The sequence below is a fragment of the Methylobacterium sp. 88A genome (assembly GCF_000376345.1).
GTDB classification, from domain to species: domain Bacteria; phylum Pseudomonadota; class Alphaproteobacteria; order Rhizobiales; family Beijerinckiaceae; genus Methylobacterium; species Methylobacterium bullatum.
On sequence record NZ_AQVT01000001.1, the window covers coordinates 1482618 to 1498327 of the forward strand.

Annotated in this window: 13 protein-coding genes and 1 tRNA gene; 6 read left to right on the forward strand and 8 right to left on the reverse strand. The window is 65.7% G+C overall.

The window, feature by feature from the left end:
• Positions 1-30 precede the first annotated feature (30 nt).
• Together A3OM_RS0107140 and A3OM_RS0107145 are read right to left on the reverse strand one after the other, a co-directional pair.
• Positions 31-858 (reverse strand): transglutaminase family protein, encoded by an 828-nt coding sequence (locus A3OM_RS0107140; protein WP_018043051.1) that lies wholly within the window; start codon positions 856-858, stop codon positions 31-33.
• 123 nt (positions 859-981) lie between these two features.
• Positions 982-1866 (reverse strand): YihY/virulence factor BrkB family protein, encoded by an 885-nt coding sequence (locus tag A3OM_RS0107145; RefSeq protein WP_018043052.1) that lies wholly within the window; start codon positions 1864-1866, stop codon positions 982-984.
• A 168-nt stretch (positions 1867-2034) separates the two neighbouring features.
• Here A3OM_RS0107145 and A3OM_RS0107150 point away from each other — a divergent pair, with 168 nt between their 5' ends.
• Positions 2035-2934 carry a DMT family transporter gene (locus tag A3OM_RS0107150; protein WP_043764310.1) on the forward strand — a complete coding sequence of 300 codons (900 nt, stop codon included), beginning with the start codon at positions 2035-2037 and terminating at the stop codon, positions 2932-2934.
• Positions 2935-3124: 190 nt separating this feature from the next.
• On the forward strand, positions 3125-4807 hold the full coding sequence (locus A3OM_RS0107155) for an acyl-CoA dehydrogenase family protein (RefSeq protein ID WP_018043054.1): 1683 nt from the start codon (positions 3125-3127) through the stop codon (positions 4805-4807).
• A gap of 146 nt (positions 4808-4953) precedes the next feature.
• Here the strand turns inward: A3OM_RS0107155 and A3OM_RS0107160 are convergent, their stop codons facing one another.
• Together A3OM_RS0107160 and A3OM_RS0107165 are read right to left on the reverse strand one after the other, a co-directional pair.
• Positions 4954-8115 (reverse strand): multidrug efflux RND transporter permease subunit, encoded by a 3162-nt coding sequence (locus A3OM_RS0107160; RefSeq protein WP_018043055.1) that lies wholly within the window; start codon positions 8113-8115, stop codon positions 4954-4956.
• A gap of 3 nt (positions 8116-8118) precedes the next feature.
• A complete protein-coding gene (locus A3OM_RS0107165; RefSeq protein ID WP_018043056.1) occupies positions 8119-9300 on the reverse strand; it encodes an efflux RND transporter periplasmic adaptor subunit in 1182 nt (393 codons plus the stop codon).
• Between the two features lie 1068 nt (positions 9301-10368).
• On the opposite strand from A3OM_RS0107165, the gene A3OM_RS0107175 reads away from it, so the two are divergent.
• Both A3OM_RS0107175 and A3OM_RS0107180 read left to right on the forward strand, forming a co-directional pair.
• Complete coding sequence (locus tag A3OM_RS0107175) at positions 10369-10905, forward strand: L,D-transpeptidase (RefSeq protein WP_051074377.1); 537 nt, start codon at positions 10369-10371, stop codon at positions 10903-10905.
• 67 nt (positions 10906-10972) lie between these two features.
• Positions 10973-11770: a TSUP family transporter gene (locus tag A3OM_RS0107180; RefSeq protein ID WP_026175805.1), complete on the forward strand. Its 798-nt coding sequence runs from the start codon at positions 10973-10975 to the stop codon at positions 11768-11770.
• Between the two features lie 7 nt (positions 11771-11777).
• Here A3OM_RS0107180 and A3OM_RS0107185 read toward each other — a convergent pair whose 3' ends face one another.
• Both A3OM_RS0107185 and A3OM_RS0107190 read right to left on the reverse strand, forming a co-directional pair.
• On the reverse strand, positions 11778-12824 hold the full coding sequence (locus A3OM_RS0107185) for a MaoC family dehydratase (protein ID WP_018043060.1): 1047 nt from the start codon (positions 12822-12824) through the stop codon (positions 11778-11780).
• Between the two features lie 50 nt (positions 12825-12874).
• The gene (locus A3OM_RS0107190; RefSeq protein WP_018043061.1) at positions 12875-13177 is read right to left on the reverse strand and encodes a YggT family protein; all 303 of its coding nucleotides are present in this window, start codon (positions 13175-13177) and stop codon (positions 12875-12877) included.
• Positions 13178-13289: 112 nt separating this feature from the next.
• Here A3OM_RS0107190 and A3OM_RS0107195 point away from each other — a divergent pair.
• Positions 13290-13365, forward strand: a tRNA-Ala gene (locus A3OM_RS0107195).
• Here A3OM_RS0107195 and A3OM_RS26545 read toward each other — a convergent pair.
• Both A3OM_RS26545 and A3OM_RS0107205 read right to left on the reverse strand, forming a co-directional pair.
• Positions 13354-13479, reverse strand: coding sequence for a hypothetical protein (locus tag A3OM_RS26545; protein WP_274533734.1), 126 nt, complete (start codon positions 13477-13479; stop codon positions 13354-13356). The genes A3OM_RS0107195 and A3OM_RS26545 overlap by 12 nt on opposite strands.
• Positions 13480-13546: 67 nt before the next feature.
• Positions 13547-14089, reverse strand: a complete 543-nt coding sequence (locus A3OM_RS0107205; protein ID WP_018043062.1) for a sigma-70 family RNA polymerase sigma factor — start codon at positions 14087-14089, stop codon at positions 13547-13549.
• A gap of 577 nt (positions 14090-14666) precedes the next feature.
• Here A3OM_RS0107205 and A3OM_RS0107210 point away from each other — a divergent pair.
• A complete protein-coding gene (locus A3OM_RS0107210) occupies positions 14667-15701 on the forward strand; it encodes a GNAT family N-acetyltransferase (RefSeq protein ID WP_018043063.1) in 1035 nt (344 codons plus the stop codon).
• The last annotated feature ends 9 nt before the right edge of the window (positions 15702-15710 follow it).

Here is a 15710-nt window from a genome sequence, read left to right on the forward strand (position 1 = left end):
CCGGAGTCGGGGAGGGGGCCACTCCGGAAACTATCCGACGGAGGTCTCGATCTCCACCTCTTCCTCAGCCCAGACCCGGAACTTCGTCAGCACGTTCGATCCAAACGTATGGGTCAATGGAACGTCCGCCGCATCGCGCCCCCGGGCGACGAGGATGCGGCCCCGACGAGGAGCGTTGTTGCGCGGGTCGAAGACATGCCACGCGCCGCCGAGATAGACTTCGGTCCAGGCGGCGAAATCCCCGGGCGCATGCGGCTCTGGTTCGCCGATGAAACTGAGATAGCCGGTGCAATAACGCGTCGGCATGTTGAGGCCACGGCAGAACGCTACGAACAGGTGAGCATAGTCGCGACAGACCCCGCGCCCGACGGCGAGGGCATCTGCAGCGGTGCGGTCTACGTTCGAATAGCCGTAGCCGAAGCTGATATGGCCGTGGACCCAATCGCAGACCGCCTGAGCGCGGGCCCATCCGGGCGGGACATCGCCGAACAGGCGCCACGCTTCGTTCGAGAGCAGATCGGACTCGCAGTAGCGGCTCGCCACCAGGAAGGGTAGGGCCTCCAGGGGCAGATCCTCGATGGGATGCTGGATCGCTTGCGGCACGACGGGATCGAGATCGCCGTCATCATCGAGCCATCCCTCCACCGACAGGGTCACCGCCCCCGCCGGTGCCACGAGGCGGCAGCACCGGTTGCCGAAATCGTCGATGAACACTTCGTGCGGCGTCTCGGGGCCGATGGCCAGACGGTCCGGCTCGTTCGCGCGCGCGAACCGGCTCGGATGCGCCGTCAACCGGACGATCATCGGAGTAGGATAGGCGAAGTCGTAGCCCATCTCGCAGCCGAACCTGATGCGCATTACCCTTGAACCTCCGACCGACCATCGCGCCAGCCCTGCCGCCCTCATGCCCGCGCGAGACCGTTCGGCATAGGCCGCGAAGGTCACAGGTGGATGTCGGCATGCCGGCGGCGGCACCCTGCTTCAGTGCCGGCGCGCCTCGGCCTGTCTCGCCAGCATCCGGGCCTGGAGCCGCTGGCGTCGTGCTGCAATGACGGTGCCATTGATTTCGCCACCGAACAGGAACATCGCGGCGAGCCAGTAGAGAAAAACCAGAAAGACCATCGCGGTCGCCAATCCGCCATAGGTGGAGGCGTAAGCGGTGGAGAATCGGTCGAGGTAGAAGCCGAACCCGAGGCCGGCCAGGAACCAAAGCACCAGCGTCACCACGACGCCGGGCAGTACCGAGAGGATCGGACGGGGGCCGGCCGCCACGAATTTGTGGGCGATGACGAGAACCGCCGCGAGAAGAAAGGCGGTGATGCCGATGCGGCCGAGGGCGACAGTGAGGCTCAACGGCTCGAGCCCCGGCGCCACGTCAATGACCCTGCGCCAGATCAGCGGCCCCAGGACAACCAGCAGAGCGAAGGCGAGCATGGCGAAGGCGCCGCAGACGACATAGCCGATCGATTCGAGGCGGGTGAGCCACCATGGCCTGGTCTCGCGCAGGCCATAGGCACGGTTGAGCCCCACCCTCAGGCTTTCGACACCCGAGGACGAGAAGTAGAGGGCAAGGAGAGCACCGATGGTGAGCACGCCGCCGCGCTGCTCGGTGAGCACCCGGTGAACCTCCCCGGCAATGGGTTTGGCCACCTCGCGAGGCCACGCATCGAAAATAAGGATGCCGGCTTCGTCGGCGAGCGACTTGGTGCCAAGGAGGCCGGCCAAAGCCGCGAGCAGGATCAGGAAGGGAAACAGCGAGGTCAGGATCGAGAGAGCGATATGGCTCGCGATCGCCCAGCCGTCATGTGAGACGAAGCGCTGGGCGGCGAGGCTGGCGATGTTGGCGCTGTTGCGGAGACGGCTCACGGCAGGTGGGGCGCTTCTCGTGATCTGTGGGGCTCGACGATACAGACTGTCTAAACGCGAGGCCGGGCGACGGCGCAACGTCCGGGTCGGTCGTCAGGTCGATGCAGTACCGCCCGTTACCGGTGCGGCTTGTGTTCAGCGGTTCGGTGTGTTGCCTGCGCCACCGTCATGTCAGTCGATACGCCGGCTTCCCCAACCCGCACCTTGCCCGCTTCCGTGGTCTCGTCGGTCTTCGTCCTGATCTGGGCGTCGGGCTTCGTCGCCGCACGTTTCGTGGCGCCCCATGCGGAGGCCTTCACCTTCGTCGCCATCCGGCTCGTCGGCGTCGCCATCGTTCTGAGCGCCATCACCTTCGGCCTCGGCGCGAGATACCCTCGCAGCCGCGCGGGATGGCGCGATGCCCTGGTGGCCGGCGTGCTGATGCAGGGCATCTACGTCATCGGCGTATTCTGGTCGGTGGAGCGTGGTCTGCCATCGGGCATCGCCGCCCTGGTCGGCAGTCTCCAGCCCCTTCTGACGGCAGCGATGGCGCGGCCGTTCCTTGGCGAGGTCGTCAGCCCGCGTCGCTGGGCCGGGATCGCCACGGGCTTCGCCGGTGCGCTTCTCGTACTCGCCCCGAAGATCGGTGCGGCGGACGCGTCCGGCATCCCGGCGTTGCCTCTCGTCGCCTGCTTCGGGGCGATGGTGGCGATGACCATCGGCACTCTGTGGCAGAAAAGCCATGCGGGGCAGGCCGAATTGCTGCCGAATGCGGCGATCCAGTTCGTCGGGGCCGCGCTCCTTGCCGTGCCGGCGGCGCTTCTGTTCGGCACGGGCCGTTTCGACGCGTCCCTGCCGCTCTGGGGCGGACTGGCGTGGTCGATCCTGGTGAATTCGGTGGCGGGTATCCTGCTTCTTCTCGCCCTGATCCGGCGTGGCGAGGTGGCCGGCGTCGCCTCCCTGCTCTTTCTGGTCCCTCCGGTCTCGGCGGCGATGGCCTATCTCCTGTTCGGCGAGACACTGGCCCCGATTCAGATGGCCGGCATGGCGGTGGCCACGATTGGGGTCGCGGTCGCCAGCCGAAGATGAGTTTTTCTTTGATTCGTCTCTCAATAAAATTCAGATCTCCTGGCTTTGCCGAGCAGAACCAGGCTTTTCACGGCGAGAAATAATGAATTCAGGTGGGATAGTGCCGCGCTGCGGCGAGACGCCTCTACAGACTTGGCAAACCTGCCTATAATGAGCGCCAACCCTCATTCTGATTTGAGAGATTCGAACCATGTCCGCTTCCCCGGCCATCTCCACCGAACCGCAGGATCTCCTGACACTGGCCCAGGGCGCCGGCGAAGCCGCCAAGGCCCTCGTCGCCGAGGCAACCCGCCGGGTTCGCGCGAAGGTCCTCTCCGCCGAGGGTAAGATCTCGCCAGAGAAGCTCGAGGCCGAGCAGCATGCGGCCCACGGCCTCGCCTGGCTCGCCACCTATGCCGAGGGCGTGCGTGAACTCGGCGCCTATGCGGCGCGCCTGACCGAAACCGGTGAGTTCGGGGAGACGGAGGCGCTCCTCGTGAAGATCGGTATCGGAGAATATCTCGACCAGATGTTCTCCGGCATTCCCATGAGCCAGGGCGAGATCGTGCGTCCGACCGGCTCGCTGGGTCTGTCCGCCCGCGAGGTCATGAAGTTCCGGACGGATGCCGTCGAGAGCATGATCGCCGAGGGCAACACGCCTGAGAACCGCGCCGCACTCGTGGCACGCATCCGCGACAATGGCGGCTCTGCCACTATCGGCAAATCCGGTCTCGACGAGGACATGGAAGCGATCCGTTCGGAGATGCGCCGCTTCGGTCTCGCCGAAGTCGTGCCGCACGCCCATGAGTGGCACAGCCAGAACGCCTACATCCCCATGGAGATCGTCACCAAGATGGCCGAGCTCGGCGTCTTCGGCCTCACGATTCCGGAGGAATACGGCGGCATGGGCTTGCCCAAGATCTCCATGTGCGTCGTCTCCGAGGAGCTGTCCCGAGCCTATATCGGCGTCGGCTCGCTCGGCACCCGCTCGGAGATCGCCGCCGAACTGATCCTGTGTGGCGGCACCGAGGAGCAGAAGCACCGCTTCCTGCCCGGCATCGCGTCGGGCGATACCCTCCCGACCGCCGTGTTCACCGAGCCGAATACCGGCTCCGACCTCGCGTCCCTCCGGACCAAGGCCGTGAAGGACGGCGACGTCTGGAAGATCTCGGGCAACAAGACCTGGATCACGCATCCGGTCCGCGCCGACATCATGACCTGCCTCGTGCGCACCAAGCCCGAGGAAAAGGGTCACCGGGGTCTGTCGCTCCTCGTTGCTGAAAAGCCGCGCGGCACCGATGCGGATCCCTTCCCGGTGGCCGGCCTGTCCGGCGGCGAGATCCACGTGCTCGGCTATCGCGGCATGAAGGAATACGAGCTCGCCTTCGACAATTTCGAAGTGCCGGCGGCCAACCTCCTCGGCGAGGTCGAAGGCAAGGGCTTCACCCAGCTCATGCAGACCTTCGAATCCGCCCGCATCCAGACGGCGGCCCGCGCCATCGGCGTGGCGCAGAACGCCCTCGACCTAGGCCTGCGCTACGCCGAGGATCGGGTGCAGTTCGGCAAGGCACTGATCAACTTCCCCCGCGTCGCCGACAAGATCGCCATGATGGCGGTGGAGATCAACATCGCGCGCCAGCTCACCTACTTCTCCGCCCGCGAGAAGGATGAGGGCAAGCGCTGTGATCTCGAGGCCGGCATGGCCAAGTTGCTCGGCGCCCGCGTCGCCTGGGCGGCAGCGGACAATGCCCTCCAGATCCATGGCGGCAACGGCTTCGCGCTGGAATACGCGGTGAGCCGTGTGCTCTGCGATGCGCGCATCCTCTCGATCTTCGAGGGTGCCGCGGAGATCCAGGCCCAGGTCATCGCCCGCCGCCTGCTCGAGACTGCCTGAGCCTTCCGTTAGGAGGCGGCGACCGGGCAGTCAGCCCGGCCGCCAAGTGAGTATCTCAAGAAAAAAGGCCTGGAACCGGTTTCTCCCCGGCTCCAGGCCTTTTTCATGTCGAGGCTCCTCTCCCGGTATGCGGAGAAGAACCGATCCTACTCCGCCGGAGCGTGATGGCTCGACGGAATCGAACCCGTCTCGGCCGCTTTCGGCTCGTGCTCGACCGGCTTCGTCCTGAACAGGCGCATGACGAAGACGAAGAAGACCGGCACGAAGAGGACTGCCAGGATCGTGGCGGAAATCATGCCGCCGAGCACGCCGGTACCGATGGCCTGCTGGCTCTTCGAGGCCGCGCCCGAGGCAATGGCCAGTGGCACTACACCGAAGATGAAGGCCAGCGAGGTCATCACGATCGGCCGGAAGCGGAGCGTGGAGGCTTCGATGGTCGCATCGACCAGGGACTTGCCCGGCCGCCACAGGTCCTTGGCGAACTCCACGATCAGGATCGCGTTCTTGGCCGAGAGGCCGATGATCGTGATGAGCCCGATCTTGAAGTAGACGTCGTTGGGCATGCCCCTCAGGTAGACCGCCGCCACCGAGCCGATGACGCCGAGCGGGATCACCAGCAGCACCGAGAACGGGATCGACCAGCTCTCGTAAAGGGCGGCAAGGCACAGGAACACGATCAGGATCGACAGGGCCAGCAGCAGCGTCGCCTGACTGCCGGCCTGCTTCTCCTGCAGCGACTGGCCAGTCCAAATGTAGCCGAAGCCCTTGGGCAACTGCTGCATCAGACGCTCCATCTCGGCGATCGCATCGCCGGAGGTATAGCCCGCTGCCGGCTCGCCGGTGATGCGCACAGACTGGTAGCCGTTGAAGCCGATGATCTGCGCCGGCCCGACACTCCATTTGAGATCGGCGAAGGACGACATCGGCACCATCGCGCCCTGGCTGTTCTTCACCCCGTAATTCAGCAGGTCGGCCGCCTTGAGGCGCTGGCTGTCCTCGGCTTGCACGATCACGCGCTGCATCTTGCCCCGGTTCGGGAAGTCGTTGGTATAGACCGAACCGAGATTGACCTGGATCGTGTTGTTGATCTCCTCGAAGTCGACGCCCAGGGCCGCCGCCTTCTCGCGATCGATGACGAGTTCCGCTTGCGGTGCCGGAGGTAGCCCCTCGACATAAACCTTCTGCAGGATCGAGCTTTTCTTCGCGAGGGAGAGCAGTTGCTCCTGTGCAGCCATCAGGGCCGAGTAGCCCTTCTGGGCACGATCCTGAAGGCGGAAACTGAAGCCCGAAGCGTTGCCGAGGTTGTCGATCGGCGGCGGCTCAAGCGCCTGGATCACGGCGTCCTTATAGGTGCCGAGCGCCTTGTTGGTCCCCTCCACCAAGGCAGCCGCCGAGTTGGCCGCATCGCGCTCACCCCAGGGCTTCAGCGTCACGAAGGCTTGGCTCGTCACCTGGCCCTGACCGGAGAACGAGAAGCCGTTGACGACCGTCACCGTGGCGACGCCGGACTGGGCCATCAGGTGCTCCTCCACCGCCTTCACGGCGTTGAGGGTGCGGTTGAAAGACGAGCCGGGCGGCGTCTGGATATCGACCGTGAAGAAACCCTGGTCCTCGACCGGAAGGAAGCCTTCCGGCATCCGCACGAAGGCGAAGGCGAGTCCGATGACGAGGGCGAGGTAGACCATCATCACCCGGCCCGAGCGCCTGATCATCCCTGCCACGCCGCGGCCGTAGCGCGCGGTCTCGCGGTCGACGATCCGGTTGAACCAGCCGAACACGCCGCCCTTGGAATGGCCGTGGCCCTTCTCGATGGGCTTGAGCAGGGTGGCGCAGAGAGCCGGCGTCAGCGTCAGGGCGAGAAGCGCCGAGAAGCCGATGGACGTCACCATGGCAATGGAGAACTGGCGATAGATGATGCCCACCGAGCCTGGGAAGAACGCCATCGGGATGAAGACGGCGATCAGCACCAGGGTGATGCCGATGATCGCGCCGGTGATCTGACTCATCGCCTTTCGGGTCGCCTCCTTCGGAGACAGCCCTTCCTCGTTCATGATGCGCTCGACATTCTCGACGACCACGATAGCGTCGTCGACGAGGATGCCGATGGCCAGCACCATGCCGAACATCGTCAGCACGTTCACCGAGAAGCCAGCGAGCAACATCACCGTGCAGGTCCCCATGAGGGCGATCGGAACGACGATGGTCGGGATCAGGGTGTAACGGATGTTCTGGAGGAACAGGAACATCACCACGAAGACGAGGATGACGGCCTCCACCAGCGTCATCAGCACCTTCTTGATCGAGGCCTCGACGGCGGGCGTGATGTCGTAGGGGATGTCCCATTGCACGTTGGACGGGAAGAACTGCGACAGCTCCTCCATCTTCGCGCGGATGGCGGAGGCGGTCTCGAGGGCGTTGCCGTCCGGCGCCAGGGTCACCGAGATGCCCGCCGCCTCACCGCCGTTCAGCCGGGTGGTGAACTTGTAGTCTTCACCGCCGAGCTCGATCCGGGCGATGTCGCGCAGGCGCACATTCGACCCGTCCGGGTTGGCTCGCAGGACGATGGCGCCGAATTCCTCGGGCGCCGTCATCTGACCCTTGACGATGATGGGAAAGTTGACGGTGTTCGAGGCCGGGCTCGGCATGGCGCCGACGGCGCCCGATGCGATCTGGACGTTCTGGTTGGTGATCGCCTTCGAGACGTCGGACGCGTTCAGGGACAGGCCGCGCAGCTTGTCGGAATCGATCCAGATGCGGAGACTGCGCTCGGTGGAGTAGAGCGTTGCGCGACCCACACCGGGGATACGGCGGATCTCGTTGATGACGTTGCGGATGAGGAAGTCGCCGAGCGCGATCTCGTCCATCGACTTGTCGGGCGAGATCAGGGTGATGATGTTCAGTGTCGCGGCTGAGGCTTCCTCCACCAGCGTGCCCTGCTGGCGTACCTCGGCCGGCAGGCGCGCCTCGACGCGCTTGAGGCGGTTCTGAACCTCGACGCCCGCGAGACTCGAATCCGTGCCCGGCTGAAACTGCGCCGTGATTTCGATGACGCCGAACGCATCGCTCGCGGATTCGAAACTGAGGATGTTGGCCGCGCCGTTGAGCTCATCCTCGATGAGGCGGGTGGTGCCGGTATAGAGGTTCTCGACCGACGCTCCGGGATAGGAGGTGGAGAGGGCGATCGAGGGCGGAGCGATGACGGGATACTGCGCCACGGGCAAGCTCGGAATCGACAGGATCCCGCCGAGGCAGATGAAAAGCGCAACGACCCATGCGAAGATCGGGCGATCGATGAAGAAGCGGGCCATGGGTCAGCGCACCTGAGCGGAAGCGGGCTGCGCGGCGGCCGACTTGTCGTCGAGATCGGTATCGTAGGGTTTGGCCTCCGCCTGGGCAGCCACCTTCATCTCGACGGTCTTGACCGACGAACCGACCGATATCTTCTGGACGCCCTCCACGACGACGCGGTCGCCGGACTTGAGCCCGTCGCGAATGACCCACTGGGAATCGACGACGGGTCCGACCTCCACAGGCTGGAGCATCACCTTGTCGTCCTTGCCGACCACCCAGACCTCGGCCTTGCCGTCATTGGTGCGCTGGATCGCCTGCTGAGGCACCGCGATGGCATCGACGTCGATGCCCTGCTTGATGCGGGCGCGGACATACATGCCCGGGAACAGCTCGTCATGCGGGTTCGGGAAGAGCACGCGCAGGGTGACCTGTCCGGTACTCGGATCGGCGGTGACATCGGAGAACAGCACCTTGCCGGCCGAGCCGTAGAGAGAACCGTCATCCATGATCAGATGCGCGTTGGCGGTGTCGTTGGACAGGCGCGAGAGTTCGCCGCTGGCGAGGTCCCTGCGGAGCTTGTTCAGCTCGCCGACGGACTGGGTGATGTCCACGTAGATCGGATCGAGTTGCTGGATCGTGGCGAGGTTGGCGGTGGCCCCCTGTTCCACCAACGTACCCTCGGTGAGAAGGGCGCGGCCGATCCGGCCAGAGATCGGGGCGCGGACGTCGGTATAGTTGAGGTTCAGCTTGGCCCGGTCGCGGGCGGCTTTGGCGCCGGCGACCTCGGCCTGGGCCTGTTTCAGGCCGGCATAGGCGCTATCGTACTGCGCCTGGCTCGCGGTCTGGCGGGACAGGAGCTGCTCGAGTCGGTCGGCCTGCTGGCCGGCGAGAACCTGGGCGGCCTCCGTGCGGGCGAGCGCTGCCTCTGCGCTGGCGAGTTCCGCCTCGAACGGGGCAGGATCGATCTTGTAGAGGATGTCGCCTTCCTTGACCAAGCTGCCCTGTTCGAACGTGCGCTTGACCACGAGACCGGAGACGCGGGAACGCACTTCGGCGATGCGCAGGGGCGCGACGCGGCCGGGGAGGTCGCGGAGATAAGGGATCGGCTGCTCGCGGACGGTGACGATGCTCACTTCGGCGGGTGGGCTCGGAACCGGAGCTGCGGCCTGCTGCTTCTGATTGCAGGCGGACAGGGCGACCATGACGGAGGCAGCAGCCAGGGAGGCCGGCCAGACACGTCGGGTACGGAGGGCAGTAGACGTCACGATGATTTCGCTCCTGTGCGATACGCGGTCGATCGCAACCCGCCCGGCGGATTGGCAGCTCTGACACTCAAGTCCCGGGCGAAGATCCGCGAAGCGACTTCGGCACCGTGGCAATCGCTGGGCCACGCGAGGCGGCCATGGCGTCATTGGGCATGCGTCGGCCGACTAGGGGCCGACCACACACATCACGGCTTCAGAAATCGTTCACAATCTTGGCGATCGCGCGACACGAGCCGGTAAAAGGACGATCTACGCGGCCGGGTGGTCAAAACGCCGCGGCCAAGCTCTCACGCCGTAGTCCTGGGAGGGCGGTAGAGCGGTGCATCCGCGCTGATCCCGAGCGACAGGGCGGAACGACCTCGCAAGGCCGGCTCCAAGGCTTCACCGAGGAGCCGCGATCCAGACAGGGAGGACGGCGTCACAGCGTCGTCGATCTCCAGATGCGATGCGGAACCGGTCGAAGGCGCTTCGCACTGGCTCGTGAAACCATCGGGCCACTGGCTCGAGACCGGCGCCCCGACGCCACCGGCCCGCAACCCTTGCGGGAGGCAAGACAGCACCATCACGAGCAGGGAGAGTAACACCAGCATGGTCGACAGCGCCGAGCGCAGACGGACGACCGCCTGCCCTTGCGGGGCGGTCGAAGCGAAGCATCCTGCCTCCAGAGGGGCAGAGGCGGAACTGGTCGGCGATGAGGTCACGAAACTGAGGGTGGTGCGAAAGTTCCCGCAACGCAATAACCTGCGACATTTTGTCAAACAGTCGAATGGCAGTTCGAATCACAGCCGTTGCTCCAATCCCACAGCATATTCCGTTCGCATCGCAGCGGGTTGACCGTCCTTAACCATCCGGCCAAGTCTGCCGACCCGATCATCTGAAGTCCGGCTCATTGAGGCTGGACCTCACCGGAATGGGAGACGGGGTGCACACGCGCCGCCTGTCCAGGTCCGGACGGAGACGATTACAATGGGCACGCGCTCCCTTTTCGCCGCCACGGTTCTCGCGATGGGCATGGGCTTCGCCACGTGCGGCGGCGCCAGCGCCGGCAACCCGTTCGACAGCGGGCCGATCGCCGACTTCATGAACATTTTCAAGGAGCAGGCGATCCCGCGCGAGACGGTTGCGTGGAAGGGGGCGGAGAAGCCCGGCACCATCGTGGTTTCGACGAGTCAGCGGCGGCTCTACTATGTGCTCGGCGGTGGCCAGGCTGTGCGCTACGGGGTCGGCGTGGGCCGTCAGGGCTTCTCCTGGTCCGGCCAGAAGTCGGTGACGATGAAGAAGGAATGGCCGGCTTGGCGCCCTCCGGCGCAGATGCTGGCGCGGCGGCCCGACCTGCCTCGCTTCATGGCCGGCGGCCAGGACAACCCCCTTGGCGCACGGGCGATGTATCTCGGCTCCTCGCTCTACCGTATCCACGGCTCCAACGAGCCGGAGACCATGGGCGCCGCCGTCTCGTCGGGCTGCATCCGCATGACCAACAAGGATGTAGTCGACCTCTACGACCGGGTGAAGGTCGGCACGAAGGTGATCGTGCGCAACTAAAAGACCCATCCGCCTCCCGCCGGCATTCGGTCGGTCGCGACCGGACGGAGGAGAGAACGGAATGATCTTGGGTGTCGACATCAGCCTCGTCGCGGGCCTATTCGCGGTTGCCGTGGCGGCCGGGTGTGTCGATGCCATCGCGGGCGGCGGCGGCCTCATCACGGTGCCGGCCCTGCTCCTCTCCGGACTCGATCCGGTGAGCGCCATCGCCACCAACAAGCTTCAGGGCAGCGCCGGCGCGGTCTCATCGACCATCGCTTTCGCGCGGCGGGGCCACATCCATTGGCCGGCGGCCTGGAAGATCGCGCTCGCCGCCGGTCTTGCCTCGATCGGCGGTGCGCTTTGCGTCAGCCTACTGCCGCGACCGGTCCTCGACGCGGCCGTTCCTGTGCTGCTGATCGGGATCGCGTTCTATTTCGCTTTCGCCCGGCGGATGAGCAGCGAGGACGCGGCGGCGCGGATGCGGCCCGGCCTGTTCGCGCTCACTTGGGCGCCCGCCGTCGGCTTCTACGACGGCGTGTTCGGCCCGGGCGCCGGCGCGTTCTACATGATCGGGTTCGTGACGCTCCTCGGCCTCGGCGTGGTGCGCGCCACCGCCCATACCAAGCTCGCCAATGCCGCCAGCAACCTCGGCAGCCTCGCCCTGTTCGCGGCCTCGGGCCATGTGGTCTGGACCATCGGCATCGCCATGGCCTTCGGAGCCTTCATCGGGGCCCAGATCGGCTCGATCCTGGCGATCCGCCTCGGTGCGAAGCTGATCCGGCCGCTGCTGGTCACCATCGCCTGCGCGATGGCGATCCGGTTGCTGTCGAACCCCGAGAACCCGCTGCGGCAAACCGTGATGGGCCTGTTCGCCGGGAGTTGAGCACGCGTCAGCGCGGCATGAAGGCCCAGTAATCCAAGTCGAGGATCACGGCGGGGTCGTAGCCGTCGCCGATCTTGTCCGGATGGGCGCCGCAGGGCTGGTTCTTGGTAGCCACGGTACGCAGGCGCAGGGCGCCGATATCGGAACGGCCGGGAAGCTCTGCGGCTTCAAGCACTTCACTCCAGGCATAGACCGTATCACCGGCAAAGAGCGGCGCCACGTGGCGACCGGCATTGATGCCGGCCAGCGCGAAGGCGTTGCCGAGGCCGTTGAAGCTCAGCGCGCGGGCCAGCGAGATCACCACGCCGCCATAGATCAGGCGACGGCCGAACCGGGTATCCTTGGCGGCGAAGCCGTCGAAATGCACCTTGGCGGTGTTCTGGTAGAGGCGCGTGGCGATCTGGTGCTCGGCCTCCTCGACGGTCATGCCATCGACATGGTCGATCTTCTCGCCGACCACGTAATCGCCGAAGCGGTGCGGAGAGCCGGCAAGGTCGAGATCGTAGGCGCCGACGTTCAGCGGCGGCAGGGCGCCGGCGAGATCGGCCGGGTCGACAACCTTGGCGAAGGTCGGGACGTGCTCCTGCTCGATCTTCGCTTCCGGATCGCGCTTCTTGACCAGCACCCAGCGGCAATAGCTCAGAACCGTCTCGCCGTTGGCGTCGGACCCGGTGGAGCGGACGTAGACCACGCCGGTCTGGCGGTTCGAGCTTTCCTTGAGGCCGATCACCTCGGAGACCGTGGACAGGGTCTCGCCGGGATAGACCGGCCGGCGGAAGCCGCCCTCGGCGTAGCCGAGATTGGCGAGTGCGTTCAAGGAGATGTCCGGCACCGTCTTGCCGAACACGACGTGGAAGGTGAGGAGGTCGTCGAGCGGGCTCTGCGGGTAGCCGATCGCCTTGGCGAAAGCATCCGAGGACTGCACCGCGAAGCGTGGCCCGTAGAGCGAGGTATAGAGCGCGACGTCACCGCTCGTCACCGTGCGCGGCGTGGCATGGCGGATGGTCTCGCCGAGGCGGTAATCCTCGAAGAATCGGCCGGGATTGGTCTTCATCTCTTGGTCGTCCCTCGGAGTGTTTCTTGTGCCTTCAGCGCGGCGCGGCCTCAGCCGCCATAGACGACGGTCTGGGGCGGAATGACCTCGTGCAGGAGGCGGCTCACGAAGAGCAGCAGGAGCACGAGGACGATCGGCGACAGGTCGATGCCGCCGAGATTGGGCAGGATGCTGCGGATCGGGCGAAGGACCGGCTCGGTCAGCCGATACAGCACCTCGCCGATCTGGGAGACGATCGGGTTGCGCACGTTGACCACGTTGAAGGCCACGAGCCAGCTCAGCACGGCGCTGGCGATGAGCACATAGATGAAGAGCTGCACGACGGTGTCGAAGAGCCAGAGAAGAGCATACATGCGCGGTCTGATGTCCTCGTTCGCCCCGCCTTGTCAGGCTCGGGTCTAACGTCGGGAATTCCGGAATTGACAGGTCGAGGTACGCGCGCCTACAAGGCCGGCACCTCGGAACGGGGCTGTAGCTCAGATGGGAGAGCGCCGCAATCGCACTGCGGAGGTCAGCGGTTCGATCCCGCTCAGCTCCACCAGGTTTCTTTCAAGTCCCTGGTGAACAACGATCTTGTGACGATCGTGGCGCGCGTCATCGCCACCGCCACGAGACGGTGCTTTCGAGCGCCATCGGACGTCGCTTCGAGCGCCATCCGACCCTCCTTTCCCTGAAAGCGTCCCCTGCCGGATGGCGGTGGCCCGTACCGGTGCGAGACCTGCTCAGGACGCCGCGGATCGGCACAGGGCCGTGCCGTCGCGGATCATGAAATTCACCAGCGTCGGGGAGACGCCGTTCTCGCGGGCGAGGACGGTCTGCGGCACGCCGTCGATCCTGTGGGCGAGGAAGACCCGGCGGGTGCGCTCCGACGTCGTCTCCAGCGCGGCCAGGGCGGCCTTCAGGGCCTGGCATTGTTCGAGACGATCCTGAGGGCAGGCGCAGGGAGCGGCGACGGCCTCGGCCAGTTCGTCCGGCACGAAGCGGCAGCGCTCGCGCAAGGTCCGGCGCGCCCAGTCGATGGCGGCGTTCCGCACCATCCGCCGCAGGTAAGGCACCGGCGCCTCGATGCGGCGGCCCTGCCGCAGGTCGGCGGCCGGCTCCTCGCAAAGCTTGAGCACCACCTCCTGCACCACGTCCTCGGCCGCCGAGCGATCGTGCAGGATCTGCGTCGCGTAGGCGACCAGGCCCGATTGTTCGGCGACGAGAACGGCCAGGAGCGGAGCGTCGATGTCGCGGCGCGTCTCGTGCGTATGACGTTGTCCCATGGACGACCTTCTTCGAATGTGCAGGCCAGGACGAAACCGGGCGAAGCCACCCCGCCGCGCCAAACAGCCGGGCAAGTGCCACCCCCACCTCAGATAACGAGGCTAAAGTGGGAAATTTCACAGACTTACAAGGGCGCTTTTGTCAGAAAATATTTGAATTAGAAGTCTTCTAAACTCGTATCGGATAGTCGATAATCACGGTTTGGTGGAGATTTAGGCTCACTGGGAAGGACTTATGCTGCCGCAAGACACCGCACCCGCCCGAATCGCGGCTTTGCATGGCCGCGGATCGTCCATTGCATGAGCGGCGACATCTTCGGATCGTGATCGGTTGTATCGAGAATATCTTACCCGCAGAGCGTTAGATAGGTCGTGTGAGGTGAGGACGTGGACCGGCAGGTGCCGGGTCGTCCGGCCGGGCCGCGGGCGATCGGCGGGAGTTTCGTGCACGCCACTAAATTTACCGCGCCGCCGGTCGTCCTCTCCCAAAAGGGCGTCCCGCTTCGCGGATGCCTGTTCCAGCCAACGACGAGACGCGATGCTCCGGACGACAGCACCCTTTCGATGCGGCGAGGCGATGGGCCGTCCCCTCGAAGTCTATCGCGACGGCGACCGGCTCAGCGTCGTGGCGGAAGGCCGGGTCGGTCTCCGCCTGCGCCTCCAGGGGGGAGCCGGCCCGCATCTCTCCATCGAGGAGCCGGTGAGACCCGACCCGCGAGACGTCCTCGCCGGTGTCACGGCAGCCTTCGAGATGGTCTCGGCGACCCATCCCGAGGCCGGGTGGATCGGGCTCGATCCCGCGAGCTTCGCCGGCCTCGCCGATTCCCTGATGGAACGCGGGCTTGCCGTGCGGGAGGGAGACGGCCTCGGCGTCGATCCAATGATGCTGTGGCAGCGCCCCGACCCCTGGCTCGCCAACCTGGCATCGCGCGATTTTCCGGCGCGGCCGGTGATGAGCGGCGGCAAGCGCCATCCGCAGCGGCCGCCGAAGCCCAAGGGCGTGATCTATTCCCGCTTCATCCCCTGGCTCGGGCAGGCCGTGGCGTTCCGCGCCGCCACGATCGACGACGTCGATACCCTGCATCGCTGGTTCAACGATCCGGTGGTCGATGCTGCCTGGGGCGAGGCCGGCGGGCGCGACAAGCACGAAGCCTATCTCGCCGGCCTCATCGCCGATCCGCACATGATCCCGCTGATCGGGACGATCGGCGGCGAGCCGTTCGGCTATTTCGAGATCTACTGGGCCAAGGAGAACGGCCTCGCCCCGTTTTACGACGTGCAGGATTACGATCGCGGCTGGCATGTCCTGATCGGCGAGAGCCGGTTTCGCGGCAAGGCCTACATCTCGGCCTGGCTACCCTCGCTCATGCACGCGCTCTTCCTCGACGACCCGCGCACGGAGCGGATCGTCGGCGAGCCCAAGGCGGACCATGTCCAGCAATTGCGCAACCTGGAGCGGTCGGGCTTCGCGCGGATCAAGACCTTCGATTTCCCGCACAAGCGCGCGGCCCTGGTGATGCTCCTGCGCGAGCGCTTCTTCTGCGAAAGGCTGTGGTCGCCGGCGGGCGGCATCCCCGCTTCGCCGGAGACCGGATCGCAGCCCGCGCCCTGACGGGCCGCG